At 68.0% G+C, this 17,286-nt stretch carries 16 protein-coding genes and 3 tRNA genes; 11 read left to right on the forward strand and 8 right to left on the reverse strand.

Going from position 1 to position 17,286, the window contains the following annotated elements:
* Both ACR2JA_RS11870 and ACR2JA_RS11875 read right to left on the reverse strand, forming a co-directional pair.
* The coding region (locus ACR2JA_RS11870) for a pyrimidine/purine nucleoside phosphorylase (protein ID WP_434009289.1) at positions 1 to 230 on the reverse strand (230 nt) is incomplete at its 3' end.
* A gap of 68 nt (positions 231 to 298) precedes the next feature.
* Positions 299 to 646, reverse strand: coding sequence for an ArsC family reductase (locus ACR2JA_RS11875; protein ID WP_434009290.1), 348 nt, complete (start codon positions 644 to 646; stop codon positions 299 to 301).
* A gap of 46 nt (positions 647 to 692) precedes the next feature.
* Between ACR2JA_RS11875 and pip the strand changes: the two genes are divergently transcribed.
* On the forward strand, positions 693 to 1,640 hold the full coding sequence (gene pip / locus ACR2JA_RS11880; protein ID WP_434009291.1) for a prolyl aminopeptidase: 948 nt from the start codon (positions 693 to 695) through the stop codon (positions 1,638 to 1,640).
* A 14-nt stretch (positions 1,641 to 1,654) separates the two neighbouring features.
* Here pip and ACR2JA_RS11885 read toward each other — a convergent pair whose 3' ends face one another.
* Positions 1,655 to 2,875: a DUF5666 domain-containing protein gene (locus tag ACR2JA_RS11885; RefSeq protein ID WP_434009292.1), complete on the reverse strand. Its 1,221-nt coding sequence runs from the start codon at positions 2,873 to 2,875 to the stop codon at positions 1,655 to 1,657.
* On the reverse strand, positions 2,862 to 3,725 hold the full coding sequence (locus ACR2JA_RS11890) for a DUF6502 family protein (RefSeq protein ID WP_434009293.1): 864 nt from the start codon (positions 3,723 to 3,725) through the stop codon (positions 2,862 to 2,864). Before ACR2JA_RS11890 ends, ACR2JA_RS11885 begins: the two co-directional genes overlap by 14 nt.
* 245 nt (positions 3,726 to 3,970) lie before the next feature.
* On the opposite strand from ACR2JA_RS11890, the gene folC reads away from it, so the two are divergent.
* The 9 genes from folC (at position 3,971) to ACR2JA_RS11935 (ending at position 11,301) form a co-directional block, all read left to right on the forward strand.
* Positions 3,971 to 5,314 (forward strand): bifunctional tetrahydrofolate synthase/dihydrofolate synthase, encoded by a 1,344-nt coding sequence (folC, locus tag ACR2JA_RS11895; RefSeq protein WP_434009294.1) that lies wholly within the window; start codon positions 3,971 to 3,973, stop codon positions 5,312 to 5,314.
* 84 nt (positions 5,315 to 5,398) lie between these two features.
* The gene (locus ACR2JA_RS11900) at positions 5,399 to 6,208 is read left to right on the forward strand and encodes an SPOR domain-containing protein (protein WP_434009295.1); all 810 of its coding nucleotides are present in this window, start codon (positions 5,399 to 5,401) and stop codon (positions 6,206 to 6,208) included.
* Positions 6,209 to 6,218: 10 nt separating this feature from the next.
* Entirely contained in the window at positions 6,219 to 6,704 is a 486-nt protein-coding gene (locus ACR2JA_RS11905) for a CvpA family protein (RefSeq protein ID WP_434009296.1), read from the forward strand.
* 33 nt (positions 6,705 to 6,737) lie between these two features.
* The gene (gene purF / locus ACR2JA_RS11910) at positions 6,738 to 8,243 is read left to right on the forward strand and encodes an amidophosphoribosyltransferase (protein ID WP_434009297.1); all 1,506 of its coding nucleotides are present in this window, start codon (positions 6,738 to 6,740) and stop codon (positions 8,241 to 8,243) included.
* Between the two features lie 11 nt (positions 8,244 to 8,254).
* Positions 8,255 to 9,472 carry an O-succinylhomoserine sulfhydrylase gene (locus ACR2JA_RS11915; protein WP_434009298.1) on the forward strand — a complete coding sequence of 406 codons (1,218 nt, stop codon included), beginning with the start codon at positions 8,255 to 8,257 and terminating at the stop codon, positions 9,470 to 9,472.
* A 17-nt stretch (positions 9,473 to 9,489) separates the two neighbouring features.
* Positions 9,490 to 10,872, forward strand: coding sequence for a glutamate--tRNA ligase (gltX, locus tag ACR2JA_RS11920; protein ID WP_434009299.1), 1,383 nt, complete (start codon positions 9,490 to 9,492; stop codon positions 10,870 to 10,872).
* A gap of 85 nt (positions 10,873 to 10,957) precedes the next feature.
* Positions 10,958 to 11,033: transfer RNA gene (locus ACR2JA_RS11925), tRNA-Ala, on the forward strand.
* A gap of 60 nt (positions 11,034 to 11,093) precedes the next feature.
* Positions 11,094 to 11,169 (forward strand) — tRNA-Glu (locus ACR2JA_RS11930).
* Between the two features lie 55 nt (positions 11,170 to 11,224).
* Positions 11,225 to 11,301, forward strand: a tRNA-Asp gene (locus ACR2JA_RS11935).
* A gap of 104 nt (positions 11,302 to 11,405) precedes the next feature.
* Here the strand turns inward: ACR2JA_RS11935 and ACR2JA_RS11940 are convergent.
* From ACR2JA_RS11940 to ACR2JA_RS11950, 3 genes are read right to left on the reverse strand one after another with little or no spacing between them, the layout of a single operon-like run.
* Positions 11,406 to 12,314: a DMT family transporter gene (locus tag ACR2JA_RS11940; protein ID WP_434009300.1), complete on the reverse strand. Its 909-nt coding sequence runs from the start codon at positions 12,312 to 12,314 to the stop codon at positions 11,406 to 11,408.
* A 4-nt stretch (positions 12,315 to 12,318) separates the two neighbouring features.
* Entirely contained in the window at positions 12,319 to 12,897 is a 579-nt protein-coding gene (locus ACR2JA_RS11945) for a methylated-DNA--[protein]-cysteine S-methyltransferase (protein ID WP_434009301.1), read from the reverse strand.
* On the reverse strand, positions 12,894 to 14,414 hold the full coding sequence (locus ACR2JA_RS11950; protein WP_434009302.1) for an Ada metal-binding domain-containing protein: 1,521 nt from the start codon (positions 14,412 to 14,414) through the stop codon (positions 12,894 to 12,896). Before ACR2JA_RS11950 ends, ACR2JA_RS11945 begins: the two co-directional genes overlap by 4 nt.
* A gap of 112 nt (positions 14,415 to 14,526) precedes the next feature.
* Here ACR2JA_RS11950 and ACR2JA_RS11955 point away from each other — a divergent pair, with 112 nt between their 5' ends.
* Positions 14,527 to 15,909, forward strand: a complete 1,383-nt coding sequence (locus ACR2JA_RS11955) for a phosphomannomutase/phosphoglucomutase (protein ID WP_434009303.1) — start codon at positions 14,527 to 14,529, stop codon at positions 15,907 to 15,909.
* A gap of 6 nt (positions 15,910 to 15,915) precedes the next feature.
* On the opposite strand, the gene ACR2JA_RS11960 is transcribed toward ACR2JA_RS11955, so the two are convergent.
* Complete coding sequence (locus ACR2JA_RS11960; protein WP_434009304.1) at positions 15,916 to 17,184, reverse strand: 3-deoxy-D-manno-octulosonic acid transferase; 1,269 nt, start codon at positions 17,182 to 17,184, stop codon at positions 15,916 to 15,918.
* Positions 17,185 to 17,286: the final 102 nt, after the last annotated feature.

The following is a 17,286-nucleotide window of genomic DNA, read 5'->3' on the forward strand; positions in this document are numbered from 1 at the left end:
GAAGACTTGAGCCAGACATTGGTGCCGGCCAGTTTGTATTCGCAGGCGCCAGCCACGCACTCCATGATCTCGGGCGCGCCGGTGTTGAAGGTCAGGGTGGCGGGCAGCACCACGCCGACCGACTTCTTGGTGCCGTCGGGGAAGGTGATGCCGTGGCTGACGCATTTGCCGTCGAAATAGACGCTGGCCTGGGTGTTGACGGCAACGCCGCTGATCTGGGTGGTGCTCATGGATGTGTCCGGATGAAAAACGAAGGCGAAACCGCGATTTTAGGCGGCGGGGCATCGTGCCCCGGGGTTCAGACCAGGTCTTGCCAGTCGGCCGCGTCAAAGCCCACCGTGATGGACCCATCGGCCCACTCGACCACAGGCCGCTTGATCACGCTGGCGTGTTGCAGCAGCAGGGCGCGGGCACTGGCGTTGTCGACCACGGCGGCGCGGGTGGCCTCGTCCAGCCCGCGCCAGGTCGTGCCCTTGCGGTTGACCAGTGTCTCGTGGCCGGCGGCGGTCAGCCAGCGGTCCAGCGCGGCCTCGGGCACGCCCTGTTTCTTGAAGTCGTGGAAGCTGTGTTCGACACCGTGTTCGGCCAGCCAGGTACGGGCTTTCTTGACGGTGTCGCAGTTGGGGATGCCGTAGAGTGTGGTCATCCCCCGAATTCTGTCACGCAGCTCCCTGGCTGCGCCGCTGTCCGCCATGACCCTTCGCAGCTTCTACCCGCCCATCGAACCCTTCAAGACCGGTGTGCTCGACACCGGCGACGGCCACCAGATCTACTGGGAACTCTGCGGCAACCCGCAAGGCAAGCCCGCGGTGTTCCTGCACGGCGGGCCGGGTTCGGGCTGCTCGCCCGATCACCGCCGCCTGTTCGACCCGCAGAAATACTGCGTGCTGCTGTTCGACCAGCGCGGATGTGGCCGCTCCAAGCCCGCCGCATCGCTGGAGAACAACACGACCTGGCACCTGGTGGCCGACATGGAACGGCTGCGCACCCTGCTGGGCTTTGAGCGCTGGCTGGTGTTCGGCGGTTCCTGTGGCAGGACGCTGGCGCTGGCCTATGCGCAGACGCACACCGAGCGCGTGTCCGAGCTGGTGGTGCGCGGCATCTTCACCCTGCGCCGCGACGAGGTGCGCTGGTACTACCAGAAAGGTGCCTCGTGGCTGTTCCCGGACCTGTGGGAAGGTTTCCTGGCCCCGATCCCCGAGGCCGAGCGCGGCGACCTGCTGAGCGCCTACCGCCAGCGCCTGACCGGCGACGACCGGGAGGCGCAACTGGCCTGCGCCCGCGCCTGGAGCCTGTGGGAGGGCCAGACCATCCGCCTGCTGCCCGACGCGGCCAACACCGCCAAACATTCCAACGACGCGTTTTCGCTCGCCTTCGCGCGCATCGAGAACCACTACTTCGTGCACGACGGCTGGATGGACGAGGGCCAGCTGATCCGCGACGCGCACCAGCTGGCTGGCATTCCCGGCGTGATCGTGCAGGGGCGCTACGACGCCTGCACCCCGGCCCGCACCGCCTGGGACCTGCACCGCGCCTGGCCGCAGGCCGAGTTCCACCTGGTGCCCGACGCCGGGCACGCCTTCAACGAGCCCGGCATTCTGGACCGCCTGATCGAGGCGACCGACCGCTTCGCAGCCTGATCGCCCCGCAGCGCTCAGTCCTCGAAGCTGATGCGGGTGGCGGTGACGCTGCTGCCGCCGCTGAGCGAGCCCTTGACTTCGACGCGACGGCCGTTGACCAGGTTGACCGCCGTGCCGTTGCGGAACTCGATGCCGCTGGTCCAGCTGACGGCGACGGCCACGCCACCCGAAGAGGTCAGCGTGAAGCTGCCGCCCGATCCGCTGACAGCGGCGGCCGAGACCGTGCCGTGCAGTTCAAATTCGATGCCCGTGCCGCCAGCCGTCCCGTCGTCTTCCGGCTTCACGCGGGTGGCCACCACCACGCCGTTGACCAGCGAGCCTTTGACCTCGACGAATGCGCCGGCCACGATGGCGCCGGTTCCTTCAGGGAAGCTCGCGCCGCTGGCGTTCACCGGCAGGTCGTTGACGCTGAAGCTGCTGGTGCTGGTGAACGCGGTGATGGTGCCTTTGAACTCCACTTCGCCGCTGAAGCCGCTGAACGAGTCTTCCGGCTTGCGGATGCGGTTGACCGGGTAGACACCGCCCACAGCGCTCGTGCCCAGGCGCACGCGCACCAGGGCGCCGACCAGCGGGGTGGCGCGCACGCGGTCTGTCGGCGTGGTGGCGTAGCTCATGTCCAGGGCGGCGATGCTGAAGGCTTTTGCGGCCGCGTCGTGTGCCGTGACCACACCTTGCAACCGGTATTCCGAGGGAGAAGACTTGCGCTCGACATAGGTGGCGGTCAGGCTGTTGGTGGCCGGATCGGCGATGCCGTGCACCTCCACCGCCTGGCCCACCGTCAGCCCGGCCAATCCGCCCGTGATGGACGGGTCGTAGAAGGTGCTGTTGGTGACGTTCACGGTCTGGCCCAGCACAACGAAGCTGTTGGTTGCCTTGGATGCGATGGGGCCGACCAGTTCGCCGCCGAGCACGATGCGGGTGGCGGTGGACTGGCCGTTGACGGCTGGCGAGCCTTGCACCGCGACCACCATGCCCAGCCGCAAGTCTTCGCGGCGGAACGTGCTGTCGTCGCTCAGGATGCTGACGCCGGGTGCCGAGTCGTCGTAACGGATGCCGTTGACGATGATGGAGCCCAGACCCGTGATCGGCCCGATGGAGAAGGCGCCGGTGCCGCCCTGGCCGACACCGGCCACGTCGCCACCCCCGCCGCAGGCACTCAGACCGGCGGCGCCCAGCATCGCCAGCAGGGTTTGGCGCCGGGTCAGGCCGGCTTCGATCAGGTCATGCTTGTTCATGGGAGGCTCCTTGTGGGTGTGTGACGGGGGATGGCATGGGTTCGGTCCACGAGAAGAAACCGATGCGGACCTGCTGGTCCATGCGGCGGCGTTCCACTCGGTCTTGCTCGATCAGGGCCTCGATCTCGGGCACCAGCGTTTCGAGCAGCTGTTTCCACTCGCGGCTGACCATCTGGCGCACGGCCGCCATGGACTGGTCGGAGAGCTCGTCGGCGTGGATCGCCTGTTCAAAGTGCTGCTGGCCGTCGCCCAGCACATTGGCGGTGGCGGCGCGCAGGTGGTCGCCCACGTTCTGGCCCAGGAAGCCGACCATGCGCGCCCAGTCGCCCCGCGGCACGAAGGCATCGGCCTGCAGCCGCACGGTGTCGCTGCGGCCGTCCAGGCTCACCAGGTTCAGGCGGCACAGTTCGTCCAGCAGGGTGCGGGGGTGCACGTCACGGGTGACGGATTGGGCCAGCGCCTCGAAGCTGGGGGCGTCGCCCTGGCGGGGCAGGGCGATGGGATGTTGCTGTGCGTCGCGCAGGGTCGGGTCGGTCAGCCAGCGCGTGAACACCTGGGACGAGGGCGAGTGGTGCAAGGGCGCGGGGGCCAGCTCGTTGTCCAGCTGGCGACCGACTTCGCGCCGCGTCAGGCCGGTGGAGGCACTGACCCGGCTGGTGTTGGGGGTGGTGCCCGAGGCCTCGTGCGCCCGCCACGCGGCCAGCACGAAGCTGCGGCGCAGCTGCGATTCCACCGCCTGGATGGGCAGGCCGCGGGCCACGCACAGCTGGGCCAGCGGCGCGAGCACGGCGCCGATGGCAACGAGCAGCGCGTCCTGTTCGGCGTGCAGAGCGGTGTTGGGGGAGAGCATGGTGTTGGGTGTTTGGGGTGTGCAAAGTGCACATTCGCAGCTTGAGTTGCAGCGAGCGTGCCAGCCGCTTGGAAGCCTGAAAACTCAATGAAATCAAGGGCTTTTTGATATGGCTGTGCGGTTGGAGTGGGGCATTTGCCCCGGTGGCGGGTGGTGTGCCCCACCCAGCGGGTTTGACCGCACCCCTTGCCATGGCACCGGTGGCGCTGGCGACGGGTGCCGCCGGGCCCCGGGATAATCCGGACATGACATCGCTTCAAGACTGGCTCGCGCACTGCGAGCGACTGCACCCCCAGGGCATCAGCGGCATCGAGATGGGGCTGGACCGCGTCCAGCGGGTGGCCCGCCGCATGGGCCTGGCCATGGACTGCCCGGTGATCACCGTGGCCGGCACCAACGGCAAGGGCTCCACCTGCGCCATGCTCGAAGCCATCTACAGCGAAGCGGGTTACCGCACCGGCGTCTACACCTCGCCGCACCTGGTGCGCTTTGAGGAGCGCTGCCGTCTGCAGGGCGAGCCGGTGGCGGCCGACGCGCTGGTGCCCGCGTTCACCGAGGTGGAAGCCGCGCGCCTGGGCGAGGGCGACGACGGTCAGGTGGTCGAGCTGACCTATTTCGAGTTCACCACGCTGGCCATCCTGCGCACGCTCTCGCGCAGCGGGCTGGACGTGGTGATCCTGGAGGTGGGCCTGGGTGGCCGGCTGGACGCGGTGAACATCGTCGACACCGACTGCGCCGTCATCACCTGCATCGCGCTGGACCACATGGCCATCCTCGGGCCCGACCGCGAAGCCATCGGCTACGAAAAGGCCGGCATCATGCGCACCGGCCGCCCCGTGGTGGTCAGCGATCCAGTGCCTCCACAAAGCGTGCTGGACCGTGCGCTGGAAGTGGGCGCTGACCTGTGGCGCCTGGGCAAGGACTTTCACTTTGCCGGTGACCAGCAGCAATGGGGTTGGGCCATGCACCCCTCGCACGGCGGGCGCCGCTACGCCGGCATGGCCTATCCGGCGCTGCGCGGCGCCAACCAACTGGTCAACGCCAGTGGCGTGCTGGCCGCCATCGAGGCGCTGCGATCGCGCCTGCCGGTCACCGCGCAGGCGGTGCGCAACGGCCTGGCGCTGGTGGAGCTGCCGGGCCGCTTCCAGATCGTGCCCGGCCAGCCCACCCTGGTGCTGGACGTGGCGCACAACCCGCATTCGGTGGCGGCGCTGGCCGAAAACCTGGACGCCATGGGTTTCCACCCCGTCACCCATGCTGTGTTCGGCGCCATGGCCGATAAGGACCTGGGCGCCATGCTGGCCCGCATCGCACCGCTGGTCGACCAGTGGCACCTGACCGATCTGCCGCTGCCGCGCGCCAGTTCGGCGCAGGCGCTGGCCGCGCAGATCGAGGCCTTGCCCAAGCCCCTGAGCGGCCCGGGCGGACGCGTCGCCGGGCTGCACGCCAGCCCCATGGACGCCCTGCGCGCCGCGGTCGCCGCCGCAGACCCGGCTGATAGAATCGTGGTCTTCGGTTCCTTCTATACCGTGGGTGGGGTTTTACAGGATGGCGTGCCCCGTCTGTCCGCCAAACACCTGGCGACCTGAAGCCCGTCCACACAGCCGATCCACGCCTGACATCTGTCGGTTTGCGCCCTTCGCCAGGCCTGGATGGCGTCCTGACCCACCCGCATGTTCACTTCCCGTTCCGCTTCTCAGGGCAACGCATCGGCGGCGCCGCCGCAGAGCATCGAGGCGGTGCGCCGGCGGGCGCGGCACCGCCTGATCGGTGCCGTCGTGCTGGTGCTGCTGGGCGTGGTGGGCCTGTCGCTGCTGTTCGATACGCAGCCCCGTCCGCTGCCGGTGGACATCCCCATCGTGATCCCGGCCAAGAACACACCGCCCGCGTTGCCGGCGCCCAAGGCGCAGGCGCCAGTGGCCGAGTCCAACCAGGCGGGGGCCTCCGCCACCACTGCGAGCGTCTCGGCCAGCGAGAGCCTGGGGCCGCGCGAAGAGGTGGTGGAGCCGGCCGCGGCCCCGAAGGCGGCGGTACCGGCCAAGGCCGAAGCCAAGCCTGAACCCAAGGCCGATCCCAAGATCGAGGCCAAGCCCGAAGCCAAACCCAAGGCCGAGGCGGTTGCCAAGGCGGAGCCCGCCAAGCCGACGGTCAAGCCCGCGGCCAACGAAGCCGACCGCGCCCGCGCCTTGCTCGAAGGCAAGACCGCCGACAAAGCCAGCGACAAGGCGGCCACCGACAAGGCCGACGCCGCCAGCCAGCGCATCGTGGTGCAGGTGGGGGCGTTTGCCGATGTGGCCCGTGCCCGCGAGGCGCGCCTGAAACTCGAACGTGCCGGCCTCAAGACCTACACCCACGTGGCCGAAACGGCCGAGGGCAAGCGCATCCGTGTGCGCGTCGGCCCCTACGCGACCAAGGCCGAAGCCGACAAGGCCGCCGCCCGCGTGAAGGCGCTGGGGCTGCCGGCGGCCATCCTCACGCTGTGAGGCGCCCGACATGAGCTGGCTGGACTGGGCCTTGCTGGCGGTGCTGCTGTTGTCCTGCGTGGTGGGCCTGTGGCGCGGGCTGGTGTACGAGGTGCTGTCGGTCGCCGTCTGGGTGGTGGCCTTTGTCCTGGCCCAGCGTTATGGGGCGCCCATGGGGGTCTGGCTGCCGGTGGAGGGCTTTTCGGAGCCGCTGCGCGTGGCCATTGGCTTCGCGGCGGTGTTCCTGGCGTCGGCGTTTGTCGGCGGCCTGCTGTCGTGGTTGATGAAAAAGTTGGTGGAGTCCGTGGGCCTGCGGCCGGTGGACCGCGTGCTGGGTGGGGCGTTTGGCCTGCTGCGGGGCGCGGTGATCCTGCTGGGGCTGACCATGGTGGTGCAGATGACGCCGCTGCACACCCAGGAACGCTGGCGCCAGTCGCCGGTGGCGGGTGTGCTGTCCAGCGCCTTGCACGCCCTGCAGCCACTGTTGCCCGAGGCCCTGGCCCGGCACCTGGCGTGATGGTTTTTTTATTCTGTCGTTGAGGATTCGAACATGTGTGGAATCGTGGGTGTGGTCAGCCAGACGCCGGTCAACCAGCTGATCTATGACGCGCTGCTGCTGTTGCAGCACCGTGGCCAGGACGCGGCCGGCATTGCCACGCAACTGGGCAACAAGTTCTTCATGCACAAGGCCAAGGGCATGGTGCGCGACGTGTTCCGCACGCGCAACATGCGCGCACTGCCGGGCAACGTGGGCCTGGGCCAGGTGCGTTACCCCACGGCGGGCAACGCCTTCAGCGAAGAAGAGGCCCAGCCCTTCTACGTCAACGCGCCGTTCGGCATCGTCATGGTGCACAACGGCAACCTGACCAACGCCAAGGCGCTCAAGCAGGAGCTGTTCCAGACCGATCACCGCCACATCAACACCGAGAGCGACTCCGAGGTCTTGCTCAACGTGCTGGCGCACGAGCTGGAAAAGTCCACCCGTGGCGTGTCGCTCAAGCCGGCCGACGTGTTCGCGGCGGTGCGCGGCGTGCACCAGCGCATCAAAGGCTCGTATGCGGTGATCGCGCTGGTCGCCGGTCACGGCCTGCTGGCCTTCCGCGACCCCTACGGTATCCGCCCGCTGTGCGTGGGCCGCAACGCCGAAGGCGCGGTGATGGTGGCCAGCGAGTCGGTGACGCTCGAAGGCAATGGCTTCGAGTTGATCCGCGACGTGCAGCCCGGCGAGGCGCTGTTTGTCGACCTGCAAGGCGAGATCCATGTCCAGTCGTGCGCCGACCAGGTCAGCCACAACCCCTGCATCTTCGAATACGTGTACCTGGCACGCCCGGACTCGGTGCTCGACGGCATTTCGGTCTACCAGGCGCGCCTGAACCTGGGCAAGACCCTGGCCAAGCGCCTGATTTCCACCGTGCCGCCCAATGAAATCGACGTGGTCATCCCGATCCCGGAATCCTCGCGCCCCAGCGCCATGGAGCTGGCGCAGATCCTGGGCCTGCCGTACCGCGAAGGTTTCGTGAAGAACCGCTACGTCGGCCGTACCTTCATCATGCCGGGCCAGGGCGTGCGCAAGAAGTCGGTGCGTCAGAAGCTCAACGTCATCGCCAGCGAATTCAAGGGGCGCAACGTGCTGCTGGTGGACGATTCCATCGTGCGCGGCACCACCTCCAAGGAAATCGTGCAAATGGCGCGCGACGCCGGTGCGCGCAAGGTCTACATGGCCAGTGCCGCGCCGCCGGTGCGTTTTCCCAACGTCTACGGCATCGACATGCCCACGCCGCAGGAACTGGTGGCACACGACCGCACGGTCGAGCAGATCCGCGAAATCATCGGCTGCGACGCGCTGATCTACCAGGACGTGGACGCGATGAAGCAGGCCATTGGCTCGCTCAACCCCCGCCTGGCCGGCTTTGACGCATCGTGCTTCGACGGCGTCTACGTCACCGGCGACATCACGCAGGAAACCATTGCCCGCATGAACCAGGGCCGTGACCACAGTGAAGAAGGCCAGGAAGACGCCTCGCGCCTGGCCCTGCCCAACGCACAGACCGCCTGAACGAGATCCGGATGAGCAAAGACGACGCTTCTTCTCCCGCCGGCCTGCACCGCGAAACGCTCGCGGTGCGGCTGTCGGTGGACCGCAGCCAGTACGGCGAAAACTCCGAGGCCCTGTACCTGACCAGCGGCTATGTGCAGCCGTCCGCCGAAGAGTCGGCGCGCCGCTTTGCCGGTGAGGAAGACGGTTACACCTACGGCCGCTCCGGCAACCCGACCGTGACCAGCTTCGAGATGCGGCTGGCCGCGCTGGAAGGTGCCGAGGCCTGCATGGCCACCGCTTCAGGCATGGCCGCGGTGATGCTGATGTGCTTCAGCCTGCTCAAGGCGGGCGATCACGTCATCATTTCGCAGTCCATGTTCGGGTCCACGCTCAAGCTGATCGGCTCCGAGTTTGGCCGCTTCGGTGTGGAAACCTCGGTGGTACCGCAGACCGATCTGGCGGCCTGGCGTGCGGCCATGCGGCCCACCACGCGCCTGCTGTTCGCTGAAACGCCGACCAACCCGCTGGGCGAGGTGTGCGACATCGCGGCCCTGGCCGACCTGGCGCACAACGCCGGCGCGCTGCTCGCGGTGGACAACTGCTTTGCCACACCGGCGCTGCAACGGCCCATCGCGCTGGGGGCCGACATCGTCATGCACTCTGGCACCAAATACCTGGACGGGCAGGGCCGCGTGATGGCGGGTGCCCTGTGCGCCAGCGAAGCCATGGTGCGCGAGAAATTCCTGCCGGTGCAGAAGAACTCCGGCATGGTGCTCTCGCCGTTCAACGCCTGGGTCGTGCTCAAGGGCCTGGAAACGCTGGACCTGCGCATGAAAGCGCAAAGCGCGCAGACCCTGGCGCTGGCGCACTGGCTGGAGGCTCACCCCGCCGTGGGGCGCGTGTACTACCCCGGCCTGACCAGCCACCCGCAGCACGCACTGGCCATGCGCCAGATGAACGGCGTCGGCGGTGCGGTGCTGTCGTTTGACGTCAAGGCCAGCAGCCCCGAGCAGGCCCGTGAACGCGCGTTCCATGTGCTCGATCGCTTGCAGGTGCTGTCGCTGTGCACCAACCTGGGCGACACCAAGACCCTGTGCACCCACCCCGCCAGCACCTCGCACGGCAAGCTGTCCGAAGCGCAGCGCCAGGCCGCCGGCATCGGCCAGGGCTTGATCCGAGTGGCCGTGGGCCTTGAACACCTGGACGACATCCGCGCCGACCTCGATCGCGGCCTCTCCAGTCTTTGAATCTTCTCTTCCCTCTCATGACCGTCCGCACCCGCTTCGCACCATCGCCCACCGGCTTCATCCACCTGGGCAACATCCGCTCTGCGCTCTACCCGTGGGCCTTTGCCCGCGCCACCGGCGGCACCTTCATCCTGCGCATCGAAGACACCGACCTGGAGCGTTCGAGCCAGGCCGCGGTGGACGTGATCATCGAAGGCATGAAGTGGCTGGGTCTGGACCACGACGAAGGCCCGTTCTACCAAATGCAGCGCATGGACCGTTACAAGGCGGTGCTGGCCGAGATGGTGGCGGGCGGTCATGTGTACCCCTGCTACATGAGCGTGGCCGAGCTCGATGCGCTGCGCGAGCGCCAGATGGCGAACAAGGAAAAGCCGCGCTACGACGGCACCTGGCGCCCGGAGCCGGGCAAGGTGCTGCCGCCCGTGCCAGAAGGCGTCAGACCCGTGCTGCGCTTCAAGAACCCGCAAGGCGGTTCGGTGGTGTGGGAAGACAAGTGCAAGGGCCGCGTCGAATTCAGCAACGACGAGCTCGACGACCTGGTGATCGCGCGTCCCGACGGCACGCCCACCTACAACTTCTGCGTGGTGGTGGACGACATCGACATGGCCATCACCCACGTGATCCGTGGCGATGACCATGTCAACAACACGCCGCGCCAGATCAACATCTTCCGCGCCCTGGGCAAGGAGCCGCCGGTCTACGCCCACCTGCCCACCGTGCTGAACGAGCAGGGCGAAAAGATGAGCAAACGCAACGGTGCCAAGCCGGTGACGCAGTACCGCGACGAAGGCTACCTGCCCGACGCGATGGTGAACTACCTGGCCCGCCTGGGCTGGAGCCACGGGGACGACGAAATCTTCAGCCGCGAGCAGTTCCTGCAGTGGTTCAACCTGGACCACCTGGGCACCAGTGCAGGCCGCTTCGACGACGCCAAGCTGCGGTGGGTGAACGCGCAACACCTCAAGGCGATGGACGACGTGGCGCTGGCGCAGCTGGTGAGCGAGCAGCTGACCAAACGCGGCATCACCGCCGACGAGCGCCTGCCCCGCATCTGCGCCCTGTTCAAGGACCGCTGCGACACCACTGTGGCGCTGACCGACTGGGCCGCCGCGTTTTATGCCGACGTCACGCCGTCCGACGCTGAACGCGCACAGCATGTCACCGAAGCCATCCGCCCGGCGCTGGACACACTGGCACAGAAACTGGCGGCTTGCAGCTGGGACAAGGCGGCCATTTCCGCGGCCATCAAGGAAACCACCACCGCCCACGGCATCAAGATGCCGCAGCTCGCGATGCCGGTGCGCGTGCTGGTCATGGGCACGGCCCAGACGCCGTCGCTCGACGCGGTGCTCGAGCTCCATTTTCAGCAAACAATTTTGGACCGCTTGCAAAAACGCTGAAAACTGGTCTATAATTCGAGTCTTGCTGATGAGCACTGACAAACGAGCGTAAGCAAAGCAGTCAGAGTGAATTTGCAAACCCTGTGGGGGTATAGCTCAGCTGGGAGAGCGCTTGCATGGCATGCAAGAGGTCAGCGGTTCGATCCCGCTTACCTCCACCAAAATTTGAAGAATTGTGGGTTGTAGTTCTGCTATAATCGATGATTCGGTTCTTAGGTTATGACCCTATCGTCTAGAGGCCTAGGACATCACCCTTTCACGGTGAGTACCGGGGTTCGAATCCCCGTAGGGTCGCCAAGTTTGTGGCACTTGGCCTGAAGCGCAAGCAACAGGCAAAAAGCTGCACCACTGCGGAGTGGTAGTGCAGTTGGTTAGAATACCGGCCTGTCACGCCGGGGGTCGCGGGTTCGAGCCCCGTCCACTCCGCCAGTATTTGAAAGCCGCTCAGATCGCGAGGTGTGAGCGGCTTTTCTTTGTGCCTCTCACTGGTGAGTGAGCCTGCCGGCCAGGCAGGCTCCGGTCGCTGCGTCCGTTCAGCCGCGCCGCTCCAGCCAATCCAGCCGCAGCAGCCCGGTGGACAGCGCCGTGCCACAGACGATAACCACGCCGCACAGCAGCATCCAGGCGGTGATGGACTCCCCCAGGAACCACACGCCGTAGCCCAGCGCAAAGACTGGCACCAGGAAGGTGACCGTCAATGCTTTGGACGGCCCGGCCTGGGCGATGATGCGGAAGAACAGGATGTAGGCGATGGCGGTGCACAGCAAGGCCACCGCGGCGACGGCGCCCCAGGCGGTGCTGCTCGCGGGTTGCGCGGGCCACAGCCACCAGGTGGGCAAGGCCAGGCCGAGCGCTGCGCCCATCTGGCTGCCGGTGGCCGTGGCCAGCGGATGGGCGCCGGTCAGGTAGCGTTTGGTGAAGCTGGCGGCGATGCCGTAGCACAGCGTGGCCAGCAGGCAGGCGCCCATGGCCAGCAGCGTGGTGCTGGCGCTGGCCCCGCCACCGGTCAGTGCTGCAAAGCCCGATTTGCCAATGACCAGCAGGCTCACGCCAGCAAAGCCAACGCCCAAACCCAGCATGCGCGACGCGCCCGGTCGGTCACCCAGCCAGAGCCAGGCGACCACGGCGCCGGTCAGTGGCACGGTGGCGTTGAGGATGGCGGTCACGCCAGTGGGAATGTGCATCACCGCGAAAGCGAACAGGACGAACGGGATGCCGGAGTTGAGCAGCCCCACGAACAGGATGGCGCGGGCGCGCTGCCGGAAGTCGGCCCACACGCCGCGCACGAGGAACACCGGGAGCAGGAACAGCGCGGCCAGCGCCACGCGCAAACCGGCGGTGGGCAGCGGGCCGAATTCGGCGGCACCCAGGCGCATGAACAGAAACGACGCGCCCCACAGGGCGGCGAGCAACAGGAATTCGAAACCGAGGGCGAGCGACATGGGATCAGTGTCGCGCCAATCCTGGTCGGGCCTCGCTCGGCGTTGATGTTCTTTTGCCTGTCGATTGATGCGCGGGCTTGATCAATGCCGACTCCCGATGCAGCAGGTCGCGCTTGCGTTCGAGCCCGCCCGCGTAACCGGTGAGACTACCGTCGCTGGCCACCACACGGTGGCAGGGCACGACGATGCTCAGCGGGTTGCGACCCACGGCCGCACCGACCGCGCGCACCGCCAGCGGACGGCCGACCTGCTGGGCCAGTGCCCGGTAGCTGCAGGTATGTCTTGTCGGGATGCCCAGCAGCGCTTGCCAGACGGCCTGCTGGAAAGCCGTACCGGTCCCGAGGTCCAGTGGCAGGTCGAACGTGTGGCCTGACCCTGAGAAGTACGCATCGAGTTGGCGCGCCGCTTCGCGCAACAGCGGGTGGCTGGGGGTGTGTGTCCATTGCGCGACGCGCTCGACCGACGGATGGTGTCGCTGGCCGCTGAACCAGAGTCCGGCCAGCCCGTGGGTGCTGGCCAGCAGCAACACTGGGCCCAGCGGCGTGGCGTGGGTGGCGCATTGCAAGGCAGGGGAGGTGTTCATTTGGAACTTTCCTGTGGGATGTGGGCGCCGGACCAAGCGCGGATGACGGCGTAACTGCGCCAGGGGCGCCAGTGTTGTGACCGTTGTTGGGCTGTGCGGTGCGCCGCCGCGCTGCGGTGATCGGGCAGGCCAAGGGCCTGCGTGAGGGCGACGTCGCCAACCGGCCACGCGTCGGGCCAGCGCAGCGCGCGCATGGCGATGTATTGCGCGGTCCACGGGCCGATGCCTGGCAGGGCGACCAGCGTCTGGAGGGTGCGTTCGGTGTCGGCACCGGCGTCCAGGTCCACCATGCCGGTCAGCACCGCGCGGGCCAGGGCCTGCAGCGCGGCCTGGCGCTGTCGCACGATGCCCAGTTCGCCAAGCACCTGAGGTTCCACACTTGCGAGGGCTTCGGCGTCGGGGAAAAGGCGTGTGAGTTGCGGATGGCCTGTCTCGATCGGTTCGCCCAGGCGTTCGGCCAGCCGTGCCGCCAGCGTGCGCGCAGCGGCCACGCTGATCTGCTGGCCCAGCACAGCGCGCACCGCCAATTCAAAACCATCGAGCGCGCCGGGTACGCGCAACCCGTCGCCGGCTGGGAAGTCGGCGTGCAGCAGCGCGTTGATGGCGTGGGGATCAGCGTCCAGATCAAACAGGGCGCGCACCCGCCAGATGAGAGCCGGCAGAGCCAGGTGCAGGCCGTCGCTCACGCTCAGGCAGAGGCGGTGGGCGTCGGGCTCCAGCCGGGCCGTGAACCAGCCGGTATGGATGCGGCCCGCGTGCTGTAGCCGAACCGTGCGCACCAGCGTGAGCGCCGGTCCGCTGTCCACGCATTCGACGCCGGGCAGGTGGCGATCGCCCAAAAACCGCAGCATGGCCGATGCGTCGTAGGGTGGGCACCACGTCATCGCTACGGGGCGCAGCGTGCGGTCTCGGTCGGGTTCGGCCCGTCGACGCATCTGGCTGGGGTTCAGGCCGTAGTGCTCGGCCACGGCGGCGTTGAAGCGGCGCAGGCTGGCGAAACCACTGGATTGCGCCACCTGGGCGATGGGCAGGCTGGTGTCGGCCAGCAGCTGTTTGGCGGTGAGCAGTTTGCGCGTGAGCAGGTACTGCAGCGGCGAGACGCCGAGCTGCGCCTCGAACACGCGGCGCAGGTGGCGGGAACTCACGCCCAGGCGGGCCGACAGCCGCTCCATGGCGGGGGTCGCGTCGCCTTCGTCGGACCAGTGAGCCGGGTCGTCCAGCCAGCGCGTGGCTTGCTGGGCCAGGATGGCGCTCGCATCCTCGGTGGACCAGTGGCGCTGCAGCGGCGCCAGCTCGGGCCGGCAACGCAGGCAGGGGCGAAAGCCCGCCTGCTCGGCTTGTGCGGCATGGTCGAAGAAGCGGCAGTTTTCGCGCCGCGGCGTGCGCACCCGGCACACCGGCCGGCAGTAGATGCCGGTGGAGGTGACGCCCACGAACAGCCGACCGTCAAAGCGCGCGTCGTGCGAGCACAGGGCGCGGTAGCGGGCGTCGTCGTCGTGCCGTGGCGAGGTGTCCATGCGGGTGATGGTACGGCGGCCGGAGCGCCATGACTGGCCGTTTCCGGACCTGTGGTCGCCGCGTCCGCTGCCTACAATGCCCTGCCGTCCAACCACCCTCCAGGAGCCCCGCTTGCAAGTCGCCGCATCCATCTTCAAGGCATACGACATCCGGGGCGTCGTGCCCAGCACGCTGGACGAAGCGGTGGCCGAGGCCCTTGGCCTGGCCTTCGGCACCGAGGCACTGCGGCAAGGTGAAAAAACCGTGGCTGTGGGGCGTGACGGGCGCCTGAGCGGGCCGGGGCTGGCGGCGGCGCTGATCCGCGGTCTGGTGGCGGCGGGTATCGAGGTGATCGACATCGGCCCGGTCACCACGCCCATGCTGTACTTCGCGGCGGCCACCTTGTGCCGCAGCGGCATCCAGGTCACGGGCAGCCACAACCCCAAGGACTACAACGGCTTCAAGATGGTGCTGGCGGGCAAGGCCATTTACGGTGAAGAGATCCAGGCCCTGCGCCGCTGCATCGAGGCCGACGCCGGCGTGCGCTTGCCGGGGGGCCGCGTGCGCTCGGTGGACGTGCTGGCCGACTACACCGCCCGCATCGTGGGCGACGTGAAGTTGGCGCGCCCGATGAAGCTGGTGGTGGATTGCGGCAACGGCATTGCCGGGGCCTCGGCGCCCGCGCTGTTCCGCGCGCTGGGGTGCGAGGTGGTGGAACTGTTCAGCGAGGTGGACGGCCATTTCCCCAACCACCACCCGGACCCGAGCAAGCCCGAGAACCTGCTGGACCTGCAGAAGGCCTTGCGCGAGACCGGTGCCGAGCTGGGCCTGGCCTTTGATGGCGACGGCGACCGCCTGGGCATCGTCACCCAGAGTGGCCAGAACATCTACCCCGACCGCCAGATGATCCTGTTCTCGCAGGACGTGCTCGCGCGCGTGCCGGGCGGGAACATCCTGTTCGACGTGAAGTGCTCGCAGCGCCTGGCACCAGCCATCGAGGCGGCCGGTGGCGTGCCGGTGATCTGGAAGACCGGCCATTCGCTGATCAAGGCGCGCATGAAGGAGCTGGACAGCCCGCTGGGCGGCGAGATGAGCGGCCACATCTTTTTCAAGGAGCGCTGGTTCGGTTTCGACGACGGCACGTATGCCGGCGCCCGCCTGCTGGAAATCGTCAGCCGCAGCCCCGATGCCAATGTGGTGCTGGAACACCTGCCAACCAGCCACAGCACGCCCGAGCTGAACGTGGCCTGCGCTGAAGGCGAGCCGCACGCGGTGGTGGCGCGGTTGGTGGAGACGGCACGCTTTGAAGCGTCTGCCCAGGTGTCCACCATCGATGGTCTGCGGGTGGACTGGCCGGACGGCTTCGGCCTGATCCGTGCGTCCAACACCACGCCGGTGCTGGTGCTGCGCTTTGAAGGCCACACGCCCGAGGCGCTGCACCGCATCGAGGGGGAGATGCTGGCCTTGCTCAAGCAGGTGAAGCCCGACGCCGTGGTCGGCGCCTCGGCGCATTGATCCCGTTCAGGGCGTTAGCAAGGCATCCAGCTGCTCCACCATCGCCTCGATCTTCGGGTCGCGCGGGCGATGGGGCGTGCGGGGCTGGGCCTTCTGCCAGATCGCCTGAACCGCGGCCGCCAGTTCGTCAGCGCTGGTGACGGTGCGGCTCAGGCCTTGTGCGCTGAGTTCGGCGTAACTCTCGCTGAAATTCCGCACGTTCGGTCCGTGCAGCACGGTGCAGCCCAGTGCCAGTGGTTCGTGCGGGTTGTGGCCGCCGACTTCGGCCATGGAGCCGCCCACCAGCGCCACGGGCGCCAGCCGGTACCACAGGCCGAGCTCGCCGATGGTGTCGGCCAGGTAGACGCAGCTGTCGGCACCCGGCAAGGTACTCGGGTCAGTGCTGCGTTGCAGGGTGCTTTCGGGACACAGCGCCAGCACCTCGGCGCCGCGCGTGGGCACGCGTGGAGCGATCAGCAGCAGCGCATCCTGATGCTGCGCGCGCAGCGCTTCATGGGCCTGCAGGGCCAGGGCCTCTTCACCGGGATGGGTGGAGGCCGCCAGCCAGACCGGCCGTCCGGCCAGCGCGGTCTGCCAGCGCAGCAGGGCATCGGCGTCGCAGGGCAGAGGCGGTGACAGGGTCTTGATGGTGCCGGTCACGCGGCAGCGTTCGCGTGGAGCACCCAACGCCACCAACGCGTCGACCGATTCGGCGTTCTGCGCGAACAGCGCGCGAAAGCCCGGCAGCAGGGCGGCGTAGATCCAGCGACCCCAGCGGCGCTTGGCCAGCGAGGCGACGGACAGGCGGGCGTTGACCAGTACCCGCGGAATGCCGCGCTGGTCGGTCGCGTCCATCAGCGCGGGCCAGAGGTCCATCTCGCACCACACGGCCAGCGCCGGGCGCCAGTGGTCCAGGAAACGGGCCACCGCGTCCGGCGTGTCCACCGGCGCGAACTGGTGCTGGCAACGCGGCGGCAGGATGGACTGGCCGTGCCGGCCCTTGAGCGCATCGCCCGAGGTGCGCGCCGTGGTGCTGATGAGGAAGTGCAGGTCCGGCCGGCGCTCGCCCAGGCGTGTGAACAGCCCGGCCAGCGCCAGCGATTCGCCCACGCCCACCGCGTGGCCCCAGACCAGGGTGCCGGCCGGTCGCGCCTCGTAGGCCAGGCCCAGCTTCTGCTGCACGCTGTCTGGCGTCTCCTTGCCGCGACCCAGGCGCCGCTGCAGACCGAAATGCCAGACCGGCGACAGCGCCCGCGCCAGCAGGCCGTAGGCACGAAGGGTCAGTGGGCGCCTCAACGTGCCTGCTCCAGCCAGGGCATGAGAACCCTCATGTGCTTGTCGGTCGCGCCGCCATGTTCAGCGTAAAAAGCCTCTGCGCCGGCGATGGCCTGCGCGTAG

Source organism: Hydrogenophaga sp. (assembly GCF_051007235.1).
Lineage (GTDB): Bacteria > Pseudomonadota > Gammaproteobacteria > Burkholderiales > Burkholderiaceae_C > Hydrogenophaga.